The sequence below is a fragment of the Kitasatospora sp. NPDC057738 genome (assembly GCF_042798815.1).
GTDB classification, from domain to species: Bacteria; Actinomycetota; Actinomycetes; order Streptomycetales; family Streptomycetaceae; genus Kitasatospora; species Kitasatospora lactacystinica.
On record NZ_JBHVJT010000007.1, the window covers coordinates 117,842 to 134,298 of the forward strand.

Sequence of the window (16,457 nt, forward strand, 5' to 3'; positions counted from 1 at the left end):
CGTTCCGCAATGATGGTCCGCATGGCGGGTTGGGGCGAAGCAGATCAGTCATCGGTTCCCGGGGTCGGCGCGGTGGCCGAGGTTTCCTGGATCGACGTCCAGGGCGGCGGGCTCTCGGCGCTGGAACGGCTCACCTCCGAGGAGCTGGAGGAGCTGTACTCCGGCAGACTGTGCGACCAGTCGGCGCCCAACGAGGTGCGGCTGCCGTCCCGGCCGGAGTCCGGCCCGGTGGCCCGCAGACTGGTGCTCTCCGTCCTGGAGTCCTGGGAGCTCCACCAGCACCTGGAGGCCGGGGAGTTGCTCACCAGCGAGCTGGTCGCCAACGCGGTGCGGCACGCGGCCGGGCGCACCATCGGCCTGCACGTCAGCCGCAAGCCCGGCTGGCTCCGGATCGAGGTCCGGGACTCCTCCCGGGCGCTGCCCTGCATGATCCTCGCCGAGGCCAGGCCGGTGAACGAGCGGGGGCGGGGGCTGAAGATCGTCGACGACCTCGCCGACCGCTGGGGGGCGGACCTGCTGCCGCGGGGCAAGGGCGTCTGGTTCGAGCTGAAGGTGCGCGAGCGGCCCTGAGGGTCGGGGCGGGCCGCTCAGGGGCCCGGGTGGCTCTGGGGTCCGGGTGGGGCCGACGGTTTCCCCGGAAAACACGCAAGGCCCCCGGATTCGCCGTGGTCCGGCGGGCGGGGGCCCTTGCAGGTCATCGCGCCGGCCAAGGGGGTGCGTGCCGCGCGATGGGCGTCGGCAGTGCCAGGTCGGGCCCGCCGAAGTCATCGGCCCAGGGCGGCGTGCGGTGTCGCCCGCCGTTGGGCTGCTTCGACTATCGCACGGATCTCAGCATGCGGGCAAACCAGGCGTCTTGGAATGCAAGGCTTGTTACCTAGTTCACCTTTGGATTTTGCATAGGTTAACGCCATTGCCTGTGAATATTCACGATCGCGGCGATGTGACCATGGCTTGGCGGGCTCGCGCGGCGTGCGCGCGGACGGCGGTCGGGGAGAGGCCGCCGGAGCGGGGCGGTGGGGTCGCGGTTCCGCTGCCGCTGCGGCAGGCGCGGCAGAGGCCGCCGAGGAGGACCTGCGGTCGGCAGGGGGTCCGGCAGTCGGTGCACTCGGGGATGCGGACCGGTTGGCGGGGCCGCTCCTCGGGTTGGCGGTCCGGGGGCAGCTTGTCGATCAGGCGGCGCCGGGTGAAGCCCGCCGGACTGTGGATGTCCGGCGGCAGGCTCGCGGTGAGCGCGGCGGTGAAGAGCGGGATGGTGGCCCCTCGGTCCAGCCACTCGGCGGCCAGCGGTTCGAGCGCGGCGCAGTCGGCGGCGGAGAGGGCGAGGCGGTGGTCGACCAGGCCCAGGCCGGCGAGGGCGGCGTACGCGGCCGAGGCGGGGGAGGTGCGGTTGCGCGTTCGCTCGACAGAGGGATCGGGTGCGGCGGGCGTTGACGTCTCCCCGGTGGCGAGGAAATGCGCCCACCAGCCGTCGGGGCGGGGAGTGCGGGAGAAGTAGGTGCGGAACACCCAGCGGCACTGCCGGTCGCCGACCCGCTCGCGGACGCGACGCAGGTGACCTGCGGCGGAGAGCCTGGTGAGGGCCGAACGGCAGGCCATCTGCCCGTAGTGGGGCTGGAGGACGGCGAGGGTCTTCGCGTCCATGGCGGCGCCGTCGGGGAGGTGGTCGATGAGCGAGGCGAGGTACGCCTCGCGCGCCGGAAGGTCCGCGAAGTCGCGCGCGGAGCGGGGGAGTTGCTCGGGGGCGGACTGCTTGCCGTACCCGGGTGCGGCCATGGCGGTACAGTCGTGGGTAGCCACAGGATCGAGTCCGATCGATCGTGCCGGTCAGACCCCCGTTCGGTGCTGGTAACACCGGCGGGGGTTGTTTCGTTGGTGCGCACGCTACACGGGGGAACCGGCTGTGGCGAAGCGATGACGATAAGTCATATGTGCTGCGTGCGACGGTGGTTGGGGAGGTTATTACCTCACCGTTCCATTAAAGGGTCACTCGGTTCGCGCTGCTTGAGCTTCGGCGGCGAAGGCGACGAAGGCCGACCAGGCGGCGGGGGAGAAGGCGAGGGTCGGGCCTGCCTTGTCCTTGGAGTCGCGGACGTGGATGGTGGTGGGGGAGGGGGCGACTTCGACGCATGCGCCGCCTTGATCGTTGCTGTAGCTGGACTTGAACCACTCGTGGTCGCTCAAAGCTCCTCCGCTACCTTTCTGATGAAGTCCGCCGAGTCCTCGGCACCGAGTGCCTGCTGGCTGATCATGCCATGGCGGCGGTTCAGGACGCTTACCTTGTCCGGGTCTGCGTACAGAACCCCGGTTTCTTGCCCCTCGATGTAAGCGAAGTGCTCGTGCTCGGGGGACTCCAACAGGATCAGAGAGCCGCCGAGTCCCTGGTAGGCGCCGCGTCCGACAGGAAGTACCTGTACTGACACATTGCGCAACTTGCCGACCTCCAGCAGGTGATGGAGCTGCCGCTTCATGCATGCTCGTCCGCCGACCATTGACCGTAGTGCGGCTTCGTAGACGACGAAGCTGAACATCACAGTCATCGAGCGATCCAGCCTTTCCTGGCGCTGGAGTCGCGCCGCCACTCGTGCTTCGACGGTTTCGTCGTCCAGGGGAGGGCAGCTGTGGCTCAGCAGCTCTCGGGCGTACTCTTCGGTCTGGAGCAGTCCGGGGATGAGCAGCCCTTCGAACCACTGGATTGCGATCGCCACGCTTTCTGCATCCGTGTAGCCCTGCGAGTAGGAGGGGAACTTCTCCGGCGTCAGGTAGTCCGCCGCCCCCAGCAGCATCCCCTTCGCGTCGCACAGTTCATCCGCTGCCTGAAGCAGCTTGAGCGACGGCCGCCGCCTCCCCGCCTCCATCGACCGCACGCTCTCGATGTCGTAGCAGGCCGCCTTGGCCAACTGCTCCCGGGTCACGCCCGCCTTCGTACGCCACCGCTTGAGCTGGTCGCCGCAGTACTTCCACGACATCGGGTTTTCCTTCGGCGTGCTCACGGCCCCCGTGCTCCTCCCTACCCTGGTCGCAGGGCGGTTCAAGCTCTCGCTGTACATATCGCGTTACTGCTGAGGCTATGCCCGCCTGCCGAGGCTTGAAGGGTGAAGTGGCCGAACTCAGCTCTTGCGAGTGAAGCCGTCCGTACGCCCCCAAGGACTCTGATGCTCACTCACCCCGTCGATGTCGTCGAGTGGATGTTCCCCCGCCTCCCTCGCAGCGCCGGCCGCGCCCGGATCCGTTTCATCCGGCAGGCCTTCGAGTGGGAGGTGCCCGTCGACTCCGCCGAGACCGGGCTCGTCCTCCTCAGCGAACTCGTCACCAACGCCTGCCGTCACGCCCGTTCCCCGCGCGACCGGATGATCGGCGTCCGCGTCCTCCTCCCCACGGACTCCCTCCTCCGCATCGAGGTCTCCGATGCGAACGCCACGCTCCCGACCCTGCGCCACGCCACCTTCGACGACGAGTCCGGCCGTGGCCTCGGACTCGTCGCCTCCCTCTCCACCTCCTGGGGCGCCCACCCGCGCGGTGAGGGCTACATCGGCAAGACCGTCTGGTGCGAACTGGCCCTCCCCGCCCCGGCCAACCCGCACGGCTGAGCCCGTTCTCCGGGCGCACGCAACTGGCGTCGCGCCGGAGCGCGTCCTGATCTTCGACGGCGTCGGAAGTCGCCGCCCGAGAGGATCAGGAGACCACCGTGCGCCCCCTTCCCTGGCCGCCGTCCGCCCCGATCAGGACCGAGCGGCTCGTGCTCCGCGAGCCCGAGGTCCGGGACCGTGCGGCGTTCATCGAGCTGCTGGCCTCGCCGGAGGTGAACACCTACCTCGGTGGGGCCCGGCCGCGTGACGAGATCGAGCGCGAGATGCCCGGGGCGCCCAGCCGCAGCCCCGGCGTCCTCGCGGTCGATCTCGACGGGGAGACGATCGGCCAGGTCCTGCTCCGCAAGGAGGCGGGGCGCGTCGGCCGGGTCGGCGAGAGGGCCGAGCTCGGCTACCTGTTCCTGCCGCAGGCGTGGGGGCGCGGCTACGCCGCCGAGGCGTGTGCGGCGGCACTCGACTGGTTCGCGGGCGTGCTCCCCGGCGAGCCGGTGGTGCTCGCCACCCAGACCGCGAACCTCCCCTCGATGCGCCTCGCGGCGAAGCTGGGCTTCACCGAGGTGGAGCGCTTCGAGGCCTTCGGCGCCGACCAGTGGCTCGGCCTGTGGTCCCCGCCGCCGGCCCGCGACTGACCACAAGGTTCGCCGCCCGCACAGGAAGTCGGCCCGCCCGACTTCCTGTGCTCACCCCCCCGGGTCAGTTCCACGGTTCCCCGTCGGGGTCTTCGCCCAGCACCTTCGCGGCGGCCACGCAGAGGTCCCTGCCGTAGATCTGATTGCTGCCGTACTCGGAGCCCCACAGGTCGGTGGCGGCCCGGGCCACGGCGCGCCGGCTGAACTCCTCGTCGACTCGCCACGTGCGAATCCGCACGGCCATCTCCGTGGTGACCGTTGCCGGGTCCACAAGGTTGGGTTTCATTCCGGCGACGCCAAGACGTGTCCGACAGTTCCGGCCGGGCCGTCGATCAGTCCTTCGCCTCGACCTCGACGGCGGCCCGGATGTCCAGTGTGCGCCGGGCCAGTTCCTCGGGCTCGCTGGCGCCCGTCTCGTCGACGACGATGCCGACGGTGGTGCCGTCCGCCCAGGCGCAGGTGGTCTGGAACGCGGCAGGGTAGTCGAGCACCGCGCAGTCCAGCGCGCCGCCGAGGGGGCCGGTCGGATAGTCCTGGCGGTCAACCACCGGATCACCCGACGGGTCTCTCATCGTCAGCCTGCCGAAGTACTTGTCCAGCTCCCGCCGGACGTCCGGGTAGCTGCCGGTCAGCCCGATCACGATCAGCGTGGTCCTGGTCGACCCGGCGGCGCCGTAGCCGGCGACCGTCAGCTCCCGGTACGGCCGCAGGGCCGTCATCCGCCGCTCGTAGTCGGCGCGCAGGGCCAGGGTGCTGCCCTCGTCCGGGAGCCGCACCTGGTCGCCGATCCGGTCCGCGAGCACGATCCGGTGCCGTGTCGGGGCGCCGGCCCCGGTCACCGCCGCGACGGTCAGCGCGGCGAACAGGCCGACGACCACGACCCCCGCGATCAGAGCCTTGCGCGGTACCCGCCGGTGCCAGGGCAGCGGAGCCACCGGCTCCAGGGTGTTCGCCCAGATCGCCCGGAGGCCGCTGGGCTTCTCGGCCCCCTGGGCACTCCCGGAAGCAGTCGCATCGTCACTCTGCACGGGGCCGGATCCTACGGCAGCGCCCGGAAGGCCCGCCGGGGTTTTCCGGGCGCCGACGCCTCCGGTGGCAGCCGCATCCCCAGCCTCACGGGACGGAACGCCCAGGGACATCGCGGATGTTCGTACAACCTGCTTCTCGTCAGCCGGCCGATGCCTCGACCTCAGGGCCGTCGGCATTCGGAGTGAACCATGACGACGCCCTCCGAACAGGGCAAAGGCCACCGGGCGCGCCCATGGCCGCTCCCGCACGCCCCTGCCTCTGGATCCGATGCGGCGTCAGGATGGCAACCGGTTGTGTCCGTCCCAGCGACAGGAGAACAGCATGGGAGACCACTCGAAGCCGCCGCAGGACCCGAGCCAGGGGACTCCGCCGCCGAACAACGCCGATGGGAAGGTCACCCCGCCCCCGCCGAGCAACGGCAAGCACAAGAAGTGATGACGAGCGACGACGGGGGCCTGGCCGGGTACCGGGCAGGCCTGTACGTGGAGATGGAGCGGCGTGGGGCGTGGCCGGAGGATTCGCCGTGGCTGCGCGACGCCTTCGCCGTGCTGCCGCGCGACCGGTTCGCGCCGGACCGGTTGTGGCGGTGGGACGGCCGGTCCTACGTGCCGATCGACCGCGCGGAGGACCGGGACAGGTGGGCCGCCGAGCTGTACTCCGGCGTCGATGCGCCAGCCGTCACCCAGCTCACCGGCGGCCTCCCGTCGTCGTCGCTGTCCGCACCCTCCGTGGTGGCGGACATGCTGGACAGCCTCCGGGTGGAGCCGGGGCACCGGGTGTGGGACATCGGCACCGGGCAGGGCTGGACTGCGGCGCTGTCCGCCTGGCGGGCCGGGCCGGGCCGGGTGGTCACCACCGAGGTCGACGAGCACCTGGCCGCGTTCGCCCGGGCCAGGCTCGCGGACGCCGGGCTCGACGTCGAGGCGGCGGCAGGGGACGGTACCGGCGGCGGGGTGCCGGGCGGCGGTCCGGTCGACCGCCTCCACGCCGCCTACGCCGTCGAGACCGTCCCCTGGTCCTGGGTGGCGGCGGTCCGGCCGGGCGGACGGATCGTCCACCCCTGGGGCCGGCTGGGGTACGTCGCCCTGACCGTCGCCGACGACGGTGCCGCCGCCCACGGCTGGGTCCACGGCCTGGCCCAGTTCATGGGCGACCGGACCGGCCCGGCCCAGCCGGGCACCGGCCCCGCCGCGTACGCGCAGGTGCGTGGCGACGCCGAACCCGAGACCCGCCGGGCACTGGACCGCGACCCGGCCGGCCTGGAGGACTGGCACCTCCGGTTCGCGCTGCGCGTCGCCGTCCCGGAGGCCGTGCTGTTCACCGAACAGCGCGCGGACGGGCCGGCCGCCCTGGTCCACGACGGGGACCGCTCATGGGCCGAGATCCGCCCGGGCACGGATGGTCGGCCGCTGCTCCTCCAGGGCGGGCCGCGCCGCCTCGGCGACGAACTGCTGGCCGCCTGGTCCCAGTGGGAGGACCTGGGGCGTCCCGAGCTGTACGACTACGGCATCACCGTCACCCCCGACTCCCAGTGGGCGTGGCAGGGCGCCCCGGACACCGGCCCGCGCTGGCCGATCGGATCCCCGCACCCGGCCGTGCGATGACCGTGAGCAGTGCCGATCGAGGAGCCCCGGCGTTCACGCCCGGGGCCCTCGCCCGTTTCCGTCGCCTTCGAGCCCGGCCCCTCCACCTGAGGTCCGCCGCGCAGCAAGTCGGCCCGGCCGACTTCTCACGCTGCGCGGCCCATGGACGACACCCCGGGGTCAGGAGATCGAGAAGCCCATCCGGTTCACCACCGGGGTCATCGGCACGTACATCACCTGCGCGTAGCAGGTCGTCGGGTGCGCCGTGGACCCGGCCGGGCAGCCGACCTCCGACCGGGCGGCCACGATCACGCCGCGGGCCTCCATGTCGCCGTTCGGGCCGGACGGGTTCGCCAGTGCCGGGCCGCCGCTGTCGCCCTTCGCGGCGATCGCCCGTCGGTCGCCGCCCTTCGACTCCGCGACGTCCACCGGCTTGATCCTCGTGCCCTCGTCGTTCGTCGTCTCCACGTCGACCCGCTTGATCTGCACGTCGCACTTCCACCCCGACTGGGCACCGCTGAGGCAGATCAGGTCCCCGACGTTGTTCCGCCCGGCCCCGTAGGTGTGCCGGGACGAGCCGCCCCTGTCCGACCAGGCGCCGTCGTAGAACCGGCCGCCGCCGCTCCCGCTGATCGCGATCATGCCGACGTCCAGGCCGTCCCCGACCGAGGACAGGTCGCCGATGTAGCTCCCGGTGCCGTTGTAGTACCGGCCGCCGCCGCAGTGCGCGGCGGTCAGTACCACCTTCGTCCCGCCCTTCCAGCCGCTGAACGCCGTCGAGCAGAACGACGCCTTTCCGGTGCTCACCTCGGCACCCGCGTAGTGCGGCGCGCTGTCGGAGTGCCGGCTGCCGGACAGCGCGACCGGGGTCTCCTCGACGCCGGCCGTCACCGGCATCCCGGCGATCTCGGCGGCCTGCCGGGAGTACGCCTGCACGGCCGTGTCACCGCCGGTCAGCTGCTTCGCCTTCGCCCGCGCGTACGTGATCGCGATGGCGGTGCCGTCCTCCTGCGGGCCGATCGACGTCCACGCGTCGCGCGCCACGGCGGCGGTGAACCGGTCGATCGCGGCGCGCATCTCGGCGCGGGAGTACGGGCTCCGGTGGACGTCGACGGTGAAGCCGGGGCCGGCACTCGCGGCGTTCGCGTCGAGCAGGGAGCGGACCTCGGCCGGGGCCTCGCCCTTCCAGTAGATGTCGGCGTGCTGGTTCGCCGGGTCGATCACCGTCCCGGCATAGCCGACGGCCGCCGGATCCCCGGACTCCACCCAGTCCTGCACCGGGTCCGTCATGCGGTGGAGCAGCTGCTGGGCCTGCGGGTCGCGGAGCACCGGCAGGCTGACGGACAGGTACGGCTCGTCCTGAACGGTGTCGACGGCGACCAGGCCGGAGGCGATCACGGTGGTCAGGACCAGGGACAACGCGAGGCGGGAGCGGCGCACGGGCGGGTCCTTCCGGCATGTGTCGACGGGTCGGTACTCAGCGTAGGGGTGGATGAACGGTCCGCTACGTCCGGACGTCGCGGCCCGGGCCGGCAGTCGGTGCACGCGTGGGGCGGCGCGCCCCCGGGAGGGGCGGGGCGGCGTCCCGGGGGCGGGTGGGGCGCCTGCGCCCCCGGCCCGTTCCGGCCCGGCCCGGTCCGGTGGCGGCCGCGCAGGAAGTCGGGCCTGTCGACTTCCTGCGCGGGCGGATAGCATCGGGCCCGTGAACCTGTACTGGCACGTCGTGCTGCCACCGCTCAGCGCCTGATCGGGCGCGCGCTTCGGTGGCTTGACCCCTGCGACCCCGGCCCGGCCCGATGGCGGCCGCCGTGGGCCGACGGCGTGCGCCCGTTCTCGGAACCAGTTCCCCCGACGGTTTTCGACGACGGAAGTCCACGACTGTGCCGAATCGTTTGTCCTCGCCCGCCCGTTCCCTTCCCACGGCTCCCCGCCGCACCCGCCCGCGCGGTGGCGCGGGGCCGATCCTGATCGCCGCCGTCCTCTGGGGCACCACCGGGACGGCCAGTTCGCTGGCGCCCGGCGGGGCCCCGGCGGCGGGGATCGGGGCCGCCGGGCTGGTGCTCGGCGGGCTGCTGCTGCTCCTCACCGACCGCGCCGCCCGCGCGCTGCCCCGGGTGTGCGGGCCGCGCGAACGGTGGCTGCTCGCCGCCGGCGCGGTCGCGGTGGCCGGGTATCCGGTCACCTTCTACCCGGCGGTGGGCCGTACGGGCGTGGCGGTGGCCACCGTGATCGCGCTCGGCAGCGCGCCGGTGTTCACCGGGCTGCTCGGCTGGCTCACCCGGCAGGGGCGGCCGGGCGGGCGGTGGGCCGGGGCCACGGCGCTGGCCGTGCTCGGCTGCGCGCTCCTGGTGCTGGGCCCCGAACTCGCCGGGGGCGGCGGTGCGGTGGACCCGCTGGGGGTGCTGCTGGCGGCGCTCTCGGGGCTCTCGTACGCCGGCTACTCGCTGATCGGCGGGCGGCTGATCACGGCCGGGCACCCCTCGGGCGGGGTGATGGGCGCGATGTTCGGCGGTGGCGCACTGATCGTGCTGCCGGTGCTGCTCGCGGGTGACCTGGAGTGGCTCGCCTCGGCGCGCGGGGCGGGCGTGGTGCTGCACCTCGCGGTGGTCACCACCTTCCTCGCGTACTGGCTGTTCGGCCACGGCCTGCGGCACACCAGCGCCCAGACCGCCACCACCCTGACCCTCGCCGAACCGGCCGTCGCGGCGGTGCTCGGCGTGGCCGCCCTGGGCGAGCGCCTGCCGGCGCTCTCCTGGTGCGGCCTCGCCGTCCTCGCCGCCGGCCTGGCCTTCCTGGCGCTCCCCGCCCGGCGGTAGGGCGGCCGCCCCTGCACGGGAAGTCGGCTCGGCCGACTTCCCGTGCGGCAGCGGGGAGTTCGCGGAAGCCGGTTGCCGTCGGTGGTCCCGTCTGTTGGGCTTGCGGGCGGCGGGTCCGACCGAGGCCGCCGACTTCCGTGCCGTACGAGGGGAATCCCGCCATGCCCGACAGCGCCACCGGCCCGCTCGACCTGCTCGCCCGCTACCGGCGGGCGATGCTCGACCTGGACGCGGACGCCCTGGCCGACCTCTACGCGGAGGACGGGGTGCACGAGTTCCCGTTCCTGTTCCCCGGGGTGCCCGAGCGGTACCGGGGACGGGAGGAGATCCGGGCCGGGTACCGCGCGATCTGGGGCCCGAGTGCGGCGCGGCCGCGGGAGATCCGGGAGGTGGCCGTCCACCCGGGCGCCGATCCGGAGGTGCTCACCGTCGAGCAGCAGGTGGTCGGGACGCACGCCGGCACCGGCGAGCCGTTCACCGTGCCGGGCCTGCTGGTGATGCGGGCCCGGGACGGGCTGCTGGTGCACGTCCGGGACTACATGGACGGCCTGGGCGTGGCCCGTGCGATGGGGCGGCTGGGTGCTGTCGCCGCGCGGCTGGAGGCCGGGGAGTAGGGCACCGGCCCGGCCGGCCTCCGACGCGGGCCGGTCAGAGGGCGAAGTGGGCGGCGATGCCGTCGAGGACGCAGTCGAGGCCGGTCTCGAACTGCCAGTCGGGGTCGTCCTTGCGGGTGGCGGTGTGGAGGTAGCGCCGGTAGTTGGGGTAGCGGCCGGTGTCCATCAGCCAGGTCATCCGGGGGGCGAGGCCGGCCCGGGTCTGGTCGCCGTCGGACCAGCCGCGCTCGCGGCGCAGGGTGTTCAGGGTGACCTCGGTGGTGACCGAGCCGTGGACGTAGCCGGTGACGGTGCGGAACACCGCCATGGTGGTGTCGGCGTCCAGGCCGTGCTCGGCCAGGGCGGCGAACGCGTGCTCGGGGACGGCGAGTTGGTGGGGGCTGAGGGAGAACGGGGTGGCCGCCCGGACGGTCCACGGGTGGGCCAGGTGCATGGCCCGCAGGTTGAGGGCCAGGGCGCGCATGGTGTCCCGCCAGTTCTCGGCGGGGGTGCCCAGCGGGAGCCGGCCGTAGACGAAGTCGACCATCAGCTCGATGAGCTCGTCCTTGCCGGAGACGTACCGGTAGGCGGCCATCGGGGCGACGCCGAGTTCGGCGGCGAGCCGGCGCATGGTGACGGCCTCCAGGCCCTCGGCGTCGGCGACGGCGACGGCGGCCTCGGCGATCCGCTGCGGGGTCAGGGTGGTGCGCGGCGCGGGGGCCGGGCGGGCCAGGCGCTCCCAGAGCGAGACCGGGGGCGTGTCGTCGCCGGCGGGGGTGTCCCCGGCTGGGGCCTGCTGAGCGGGCACGGGGCGGGCTCCTTCCGACTGGGGTCGGGCCCACCGTAGCACTCCGCGTGTACGGCGTATCCACAGTGGACGGCGTACACGCTGATGTGTACGTTGTATCTGACAGATACGCCGTACACAGCATTCGTCCCGGAGGGGGATTCCCATGTCCACGGAGCAGAGCCTGACGGAGCAGCACCTGAAGGAGCGGCACCTGAAGGTCGCCGTCCTCGTCGGCAGCACCCGCGAGGGCCGCCTCGGCCCGGTGGTCACCGACTGGCTGCTCGGCCACCTGGAGGCCCACGGCGACCTGACCGCCGACCGGATCGACCTGGTGGAGACCCCGCTGCCCACCACCTTCCCGTCCTTCGGCGGCGAACTTCCGCCGGGCGACGCCGAGTTGCTGGCCGCCGTGTCGCCCCGACTGGAAGCGGCCGACGCCTTCGTGATCGTCACGCCCGAGTACAACCACAGCTTCCCGGCTCCGCTGAAGAACGCCATCGACTGGCACAACCGGCAGTGGCACGGCAAGCCGGTCGCCTTCGTCTCGTACGGCGGCCTGTCCGGGGGCCTGCGGGCCGTCGAGCAGCTCCGGGTGGTACTGGCCGAGCTGAACGCCGCGACGATCCGCAACACGGTGAGCTTCCACGGCGCCGGCCAGTGCTTCGACGCCGACGGCAAGGCGATCGACCCGGCCGCCGACGCCGCCGCCAAGACCATGCTCGACCAGCTCGTCTGGTGGGCCCAGGCGCTGCGGGACGCCCGCCGGGCCCGCCCGTTCGCGGCCTGAGCCGGGGCGGGGGGCGGACACCATGGCCACGGAACCGGTCGAGGAGCAGGCGGAGGGCCGGGCGGAGGGCCGGGCCGAGAGGCAGTCCGAGAGGCAGGCCGAGGGCCAGGCCGAGGAGCGGCCCAAGCCGCCGTTGCTCGGTGTCATCGGGCTGATGCTCGGCATCTTCCTCTCGGCCCTCGACGGGCAGATCATCGGCACCGCGCTGCCGACCGTCGTCGGCGACCTCGGCGGACTGGAGCACCTCTCCTGGGCGGTCACCGCCTACCTGCTGACCTCCGCCGCGGCCACCCCGCTCTGGGGCCGGCTCGGCGACCTGTACGGGCGCAAGGGCGCCTACCAGTGGGCGGTGGTGGTGTTCCTGGCGGGCTCGGTGCTGGCCGGACTCGCCCAGGACATGGGGCAGTTGATCGCCTTCCGGGGCCTCCAGGGGATCGGCGCGGGCGGGCTGATGGTCGGCGCGCTCTCGGTGATCGGGGTGCTCGTCCCCGCCTCCGACCGGGCGCGGGTGCAGTCGGTGGTCGGCGTGCTGATGCCGATCGCCTTCGTCGGCGGACCGCTGCTCGGCGGCTTCCTCACCGAACGGCTGAGCTGGCGCTGGGCCTTCTACGTCAACCTGCCGGTCGGGCTGGTCGCGCTGCTCGCGGTCGGCGTCGGGGTACGGCTGCGGACCGAGCGGGTGCGCGCCCCGTTCGACCGGGCCGGGGTCGTCCTGCTGACCACCGGCATCCTCGCGCTCACCCTGGTCAGCAGCTGGGGCGGCGCCGCCTACTCCTGGACCTCCCCGGTGCTCCTCGGCACGGCGCTCGTCGCGCTGGTCGCGCTGGGCTGGTTCGTCCGGACCGAACTGCGCGCCCCCGGGCCGCTGATCCCGCCCGCGCTGTTCCGCGACCGCAACTTCACGGTGGCGCAGGTGCTCGGCTTCCTCGCCGGCGCGGTGATGATCGCCCTGGTCGGCTACCTGCCGCTCTACCTGCAACTGGCCCGGGGCGCCTCACCCACCGCCGGCGGCCTGCTCCTGCTGCCGCTGATGCTCGGCATGATGGGCACCCAGCTGGTGACGGCGCGGCTGATGGGCCGGCCGGGCGGCGAGCGGCGCTACCCGCTGCTGGGCGGCGCGCTCACCCTGGTCGGCGCCGCACTGCTGCTGCTCCTGCGCACCGACACCCCGATCGCCCTGGCCTCGGCCCTCACGGCCGTCGCCGGGATCGGCCTCGGCCTGGTGATGCAGAGCACCCTGCTGACCTCGATGGGGGCCGTGCCGCCCCGGGACATGGGCGCGGCGATGGGCGTGGTCACGCTGCTGCGGAGCATCGGCGGCTCGCTCGGCATGGCGGCGCTCGGCGCGGTCTACACGGCGCGGCTCACGGACTCCCTCACGGAGCGCCTCGGGTCCGCCGAGGCCGGCCGGCTCACCGGCGGCGGGCTGACCCCGGCCTCCCTCGACAACCTCCCGGCGGAGGTCCGCGACGCCGTCGGGGCGGCGGTCACCGGCGGCCTGCACGGCACGGTCGTGGGCGGGGTCCTGCTGGCGGCCGCGGCGACGGCCTTCGCCTGCCTGGTCCGCCCGAGCCGGGCCCCGCGGCCGGCCGGAGCCGGAACCCGGACCGATGCCCCGGCCGATGCCCCGGCCGAAGCCCGGGCGGAGACGAAGTCCGAAGCCCGGACCGATGCCCCGGCCGATGCCCGGGCGGAGACGAAGGCCGAAGCCCGGACCGAGACGAAGGCCTGAGGCGTACGAGGCACGCGAAGCGGCCCCCGGCGGAGCAGGACTCCGCCGGGGGCCGTCAGGCTGTCGGGATCAGCGGGTGATCAGCACTCGATGACGTTCACGGCGAGGCCGCCGCGCGAGGTCTCCTTGTACTTGATCTTCATGTCGGCCCCGGTCTCCTTCATCGTCTTGATCGCCTTGTCCAGCGAGACGTGGTGCCGTCCGTCGCCGCGCAGGGCCATCCGGGCCGCGGTGACGGCCTTGACGGACGCCATGCCGTTGCGCTCGATGCACGGGATCTGGACCAGGCCGCCGACCGGGTCGCAGGTGAGGCCGAGGTTGTGCTCGATGCCGATCTCGGCGGCGTTCTCGACCTGCTCGGGGGTGCCGCCGAGGACCTCGGCGAGGCCGCCCGCGGCCATCGAGCAGGCGGAGCCGACCTCGCCCTGGCAGCCGACCTCGGCGCCGGAGATGGAGGCGTTCTCCTTGAAGAGCATGCCGATGGCGCCGGCCGCGAGCAGGAAGCGGACGATGCCGTCGTCGTCGGCGCCCGGGATGAAGTTCAGGTAGTAGTGCAGGACGGCCGGGATGATCCCGGCGGCGCCGTTGGTCGGCGCGGTGACCACCCGGCGCCCGGAGGCGTTCTCCTCGTTGACGGCCATCGCGTAGAGGGTCACCCACTCCATCGCGTTGGCCGGCCCGATGCCCTCGGCGCGCAGCGCACGGGCGCCGGACGCGGCCCGGCGGCGGACCTTCAGCCCGCCCGGCAGGATGCCCTCGCGGGACATGCCGGCCCGCACGCACTCCTGCATCACGGACCAGATCTCCAGCAGACCGGTCCGGATCTCCTCCTCGCTGCGCCAGGCCTTCTCGTTCTCCAGCATCAGGCCGGAGATCGACAGGCCGGTCTCCCGGCTGAGCCGCAGCAGCTCGTCACCGGTGCGGAAGGGGTACTTCAGCGCGGTGTCGTCGGGCTTGACCCGGTCCGCGCCGATCGCGTCCTCGTCCACCACGAAGCCGCCGCCGACCGAGTAGTAGGTCTTCTCCAGCAGGGTCGAGCCGTCCGCCGCGTACGCCCACAGGGTCATGCCGTTGGCGTGGTACGGCAGCGAGCGGCGGCGGTGCAGGACCAGCTGGGTGTCCGGGTCGAAGTCGATGGTGTGCTCGCCGACCAGGTTGATCCGCTTCTCGGCGATGATCCGCTCGACGTCCTTGTCGGCCTGGTCGACGTCGACGGTGCGGGGCGAGGCGTTCTCCAGGCCCAGCAGGACGGCCTTCGGGGTGCCGTGGCCGTGGCCGGTGGCGCCGAGCGAGCCGTACAGCTCGGCGCGCACCCCCGTCACCCCGTCCAGGAGGCCTTCGGAGCGCAGTCGGCGGGCGAACATCCGGGCGGCGCGCATCGGGCCCACGGTGTGGGAGCTCGACGGGCCGATGCCGATGGAGAAGAGGTCGAAGACGCTGATGGCCACGGGGGACGTCCTTGTCTGGTCTCGTGGAAGGACTTGCGGGCAGGGAGGGGCCGACACGGGACGGGGCACCGCGCGCACTGTCCAGTGTGCGCGGTGCCCCGGGGTGCCAGGTACGCCGGAGGGGTGAGGCCGGTCACCCCGCCCGAACGATCACCGGAGTGATCAGAGGTTCGGGTACAGCGGGTACTTGTCGGCCAGGGCGCTGACCCGGGCCTTGAGCGCGGTGGCGACGGTCTCGTCGAAGGCGGGCTTGAGCGCCTCGGCGATGATGTCGGCGACCTCGCGGAAGTCCTCGGCCTGGAAGCCGCGGGTGGCCAGGGCCGGGGTGCCGATGCGCAGGCCCGAGGTGACCATCGGCGGGCGCGGGTCGTTCGGGATCGCGTTGCGGTTGACGGTGATGCCGACCTCGTGCAGGCGGTCCTCGGCCTGCTGGCCGTCGAGCTGGCTGTTGCGCAGGTCGACCAGGACCAGGTGGACGTCGGTGCCACCGGAGAGCACGCTGGCGCCGGCCTCGGCCACGTCGGCCTGGAGCAGGCGCTCGGCGAGGATGCGGGCGCCGTCCAGGGTGCGCTGCTGGCGCTCCTTGAACTCCTCCGAGGCCGCGACCTTGAAGGCGACCGCCTTGCCGGCGATCACGTGCTCCAGCGGGCCGCCCTGCTGGCCGGGGAAGACCGCGGAGTTGATCTTCTTGGCGTACTCGGCCTTGGACAGGATGACGCCGCCGCGCGGGCCGCCCAGGGTCTTGTGGGTGGTGGTGGTGACCACGTCCGCGTACGGCACCGGGTTCGGGTGCAGCCCGGCGGCCACCAGACCGGCGAAGTGCGCCATGTCCACCATGAGCAGCGCGCCGACCTCGTCGGCGATCCGGCGGAACGCGGCGAAGTCGAGCTGGCGCGGGTAGGCCGACCAGCCGGCGATGATCAGCTTCGGCTGGTGCTCCTTGGCGAGGCGCTCGACCTCGGCCATGTCGACCTGGCCGGTCTTCTCGTCCACGTGGTACGCGGCCACGTTGTAGAGCTTGCCGGAGAAGTTGATCTTCATGCCGTGGGTCAGGTGACCGCCGTGGGCCAGGCTCAGGCCCAGGATGGTGTCACCCGGCTGGATCAGCGCGAACATCGCGGCGGCGTTGGCCTGCGCGCCGGAGTGCGGCTGGACGTTGGCGTGCTCGGCGCCGAACAGTGCCTTGATGCGGTCGATCGCGATCTGCTCGACCACGTCGACGTGCTCGCAGCCGCCGTAGTAGCGGCGGCCGGGGTAGCCCTCCGCGTACTTGTTGGTCAGCACCGAGCCCTGGGCCTCCATGACCGCCACCGGGGCGAAGTTCTCGGAGGCGATCATCTCCAGGGTGGTCTGCTGGCGGTGCAGCTCGGCGTCGACCGCGGCGGCGATCTCCGGGTCGAGGGCGTGCAGGGACTGGTTGAGAACCGTCATGGTGTGGTCTTCCCGGGAGGAGGAGGGAAAGG

At 72.9% G+C, this 16,457-nt stretch carries 17 protein-coding genes; 8 read left to right on the top strand and 9 right to left on the bottom strand.

Going from position 1 to position 16,457, the window contains the following annotated elements:
- Positions 1-72: 72 nt before the first annotated feature.
- Complete coding sequence (locus ACFVGO_RS06000) at positions 73-570, top strand: ATP-binding protein (protein WP_359901437.1); 498 nt, start codon at positions 73-75, stop codon at positions 568-570.
- A 354-nt stretch (positions 571-924) separates the two neighbouring features.
- Here ACFVGO_RS06000 and ACFVGO_RS06005 read toward each other — a convergent pair whose 3' ends face one another.
- From ACFVGO_RS06005 to ACFVGO_RS06015, 3 genes are all read right to left on the bottom strand, one after another.
- Positions 925-1,773 (bottom strand): hypothetical protein, encoded by an 849-nt coding sequence (locus tag ACFVGO_RS06005; RefSeq protein WP_380630934.1) that lies wholly within the window; start codon positions 1,771-1,773, stop codon positions 925-927.
- A 210-nt stretch (positions 1,774-1,983) separates the two neighbouring features.
- The gene (locus tag ACFVGO_RS06010) at positions 1,984-2,181 is read right to left on the bottom strand and encodes a DUF397 domain-containing protein (protein WP_380630935.1); all 198 of its coding nucleotides are present in this window, start codon (positions 2,179-2,181) and stop codon (positions 1,984-1,986) included.
- Entirely contained in the window at positions 2,178-2,966 is a 789-nt protein-coding gene (locus ACFVGO_RS06015; protein ID WP_380630947.1) for a helix-turn-helix domain-containing protein, read from the bottom strand. Before ACFVGO_RS06015 ends, ACFVGO_RS06010 begins: the two co-directional genes overlap by 4 nt.
- Positions 2,967-3,152: 186 nt before the next feature.
- On the opposite strand from ACFVGO_RS06015, the gene ACFVGO_RS06020 reads away from it, so the two are divergent.
- Both ACFVGO_RS06020 and ACFVGO_RS06025 read left to right on the top strand, forming a co-directional pair.
- Positions 3,153-3,587: an ATP-binding protein gene (locus ACFVGO_RS06020; protein WP_380348709.1), complete on the top strand. Its 435-nt coding sequence runs from the start codon at positions 3,153-3,155 to the stop codon at positions 3,585-3,587.
- A 98-nt stretch (positions 3,588-3,685) separates the two neighbouring features.
- Positions 3,686-4,216 (top strand): GNAT family N-acetyltransferase, encoded by a 531-nt coding sequence (locus ACFVGO_RS06025; protein WP_380630936.1) that lies wholly within the window; start codon positions 3,686-3,688, stop codon positions 4,214-4,216.
- Positions 4,217-4,280: 64 nt separating this feature from the next.
- On the opposite strand, the gene ACFVGO_RS06030 is transcribed toward ACFVGO_RS06025, so the two are convergent.
- Both ACFVGO_RS06030 and ACFVGO_RS06035 read right to left on the bottom strand, forming a co-directional pair.
- Positions 4,281-4,454 (bottom strand): hypothetical protein, encoded by a 174-nt coding sequence (locus ACFVGO_RS06030; protein ID WP_380538158.1) that lies wholly within the window; start codon positions 4,452-4,454, stop codon positions 4,281-4,283.
- Between the two features lie 94 nt (positions 4,455-4,548).
- A complete protein-coding gene (locus tag ACFVGO_RS06035; RefSeq protein WP_380630937.1) occupies positions 4,549-5,244 on the bottom strand; it encodes a hypothetical protein in 696 nt (231 codons plus the stop codon).
- Positions 5,245-5,679: 435 nt separating this feature from the next.
- Between ACFVGO_RS06035 and ACFVGO_RS06040 the strand changes: the two genes are divergently transcribed.
- Positions 5,680-6,849: a protein-L-isoaspartate O-methyltransferase gene (locus tag ACFVGO_RS06040; RefSeq protein WP_380630938.1), complete on the top strand. Its 1,170-nt coding sequence runs from the start codon at positions 5,680-5,682 to the stop codon at positions 6,847-6,849.
- Positions 6,850-7,008: 159 nt separating this feature from the next.
- Here the strand turns inward: ACFVGO_RS06040 and ACFVGO_RS06045 are convergent, their stop codons facing one another.
- A complete protein-coding gene (locus ACFVGO_RS06045) occupies positions 7,009-8,268 on the bottom strand; it encodes a hypothetical protein (protein ID WP_380630939.1) in 1,260 nt (419 codons plus the stop codon).
- Between the two features lie 440 nt (positions 8,269-8,708).
- Here ACFVGO_RS06045 and ACFVGO_RS06050 point away from each other — a divergent pair, with 440 nt between their 5' ends.
- Positions 8,709-9,644: an EamA family transporter gene (locus ACFVGO_RS06050; RefSeq protein ID WP_359901466.1), complete on the top strand. Its 936-nt coding sequence runs from the start codon at positions 8,709-8,711 to the stop codon at positions 9,642-9,644.
- Between the two features lie 161 nt (positions 9,645-9,805).
- Positions 9,806-10,258, top strand: a complete 453-nt coding sequence (locus tag ACFVGO_RS06055; protein ID WP_380630940.1) for a nuclear transport factor 2 family protein — start codon at positions 9,806-9,808, stop codon at positions 10,256-10,258.
- A gap of 34 nt (positions 10,259-10,292) precedes the next feature.
- On the opposite strand, the gene ACFVGO_RS06060 is transcribed toward ACFVGO_RS06055, so the two are convergent.
- A complete protein-coding gene (locus ACFVGO_RS06060; RefSeq protein WP_380630941.1) occupies positions 10,293-11,045 on the bottom strand; it encodes a TetR/AcrR family transcriptional regulator in 753 nt (250 codons plus the stop codon).
- Between the two features lie 145 nt (positions 11,046-11,190).
- Between ACFVGO_RS06060 and ACFVGO_RS06065 the strand changes: the two genes are divergently transcribed.
- On the top strand, positions 11,191-11,814 hold the full coding sequence (locus tag ACFVGO_RS06065; RefSeq protein ID WP_380348723.1) for an NADPH-dependent FMN reductase: 624 nt from the start codon (positions 11,191-11,193) through the stop codon (positions 11,812-11,814).
- 22 nt (positions 11,815-11,836) lie between these two features.
- On the top strand, positions 11,837-13,546 hold the full coding sequence (locus tag ACFVGO_RS06070) for a DHA2 family efflux MFS transporter permease subunit (RefSeq protein WP_380630942.1): 1,710 nt from the start codon (positions 11,837-11,839) through the stop codon (positions 13,544-13,546).
- A gap of 80 nt (positions 13,547-13,626) precedes the next feature.
- Here ACFVGO_RS06070 and ACFVGO_RS06075 read toward each other — a convergent pair whose 3' ends face one another.
- Together ACFVGO_RS06075 and glyA are read right to left on the bottom strand one after the other, a co-directional pair.
- The gene (locus ACFVGO_RS06075; protein ID WP_380538136.1) at positions 13,627-14,994 is read right to left on the bottom strand and encodes an L-serine ammonia-lyase; all 1,368 of its coding nucleotides are present in this window, start codon (positions 14,992-14,994) and stop codon (positions 13,627-13,629) included.
- 162 nt (positions 14,995-15,156) lie between these two features.
- Positions 15,157-16,425 (bottom strand): serine hydroxymethyltransferase, encoded by a 1,269-nt coding sequence (gene glyA, locus ACFVGO_RS06080; protein ID WP_359901482.1) that lies wholly within the window; start codon positions 16,423-16,425, stop codon positions 15,157-15,159.
- Positions 16,426-16,457 lie beyond the last annotated feature (32 nt).

What these genes read in the sequence shown, in the direction of transcription:
- ACFVGO_RS06065 (WP_380348723.1), top strand. Translation starts at nt 11,191, where the DNA reads ATGTCCACGGAGCAGAGCCTGACGGAGCAGCACCTGAAGGAGCGGCAC.
- glyA (WP_359901482.1), bottom strand. Translation starts at nt 16,425, where the DNA reads ATGACGGTTCTCAACCAGTCCCTGCACGCCCTCGACCCGGAGATCGCC.
- ACFVGO_RS06015 (WP_380630947.1), bottom strand. Translation starts at nt 2,966, where the DNA reads ATGTCGTGGAAGTACTGCGGCGACCAGCTCAAGCGGTGGCGTACGAAG.
- ACFVGO_RS06020 (WP_380348709.1), top strand. Translation starts at nt 3,153, where the DNA reads ATGCTCACTCACCCCGTCGATGTCGTCGAGTGGATGTTCCCCCGCCTC.
- ACFVGO_RS06070 (WP_380630942.1), top strand. Translation starts at nt 11,837, where the DNA reads ATGGCCACGGAACCGGTCGAGGAGCAGGCGGAGGGCCGGGCGGAGGGC.
- ACFVGO_RS06005 (WP_380630934.1), bottom strand. Translation starts at nt 1,773, where the DNA reads ATGGCCGCACCCGGGTACGGCAAGCAGTCCGCCCCCGAGCAACTCCCC.
- ACFVGO_RS06055 (WP_380630940.1), top strand. Translation starts at nt 9,806, where the DNA reads ATGCCCGACAGCGCCACCGGCCCGCTCGACCTGCTCGCCCGCTACCGG.
- ACFVGO_RS06040 (WP_380630938.1), top strand. Translation starts at nt 5,680, where the DNA reads ATGACGAGCGACGACGGGGGCCTGGCCGGGTACCGGGCAGGCCTGTAC.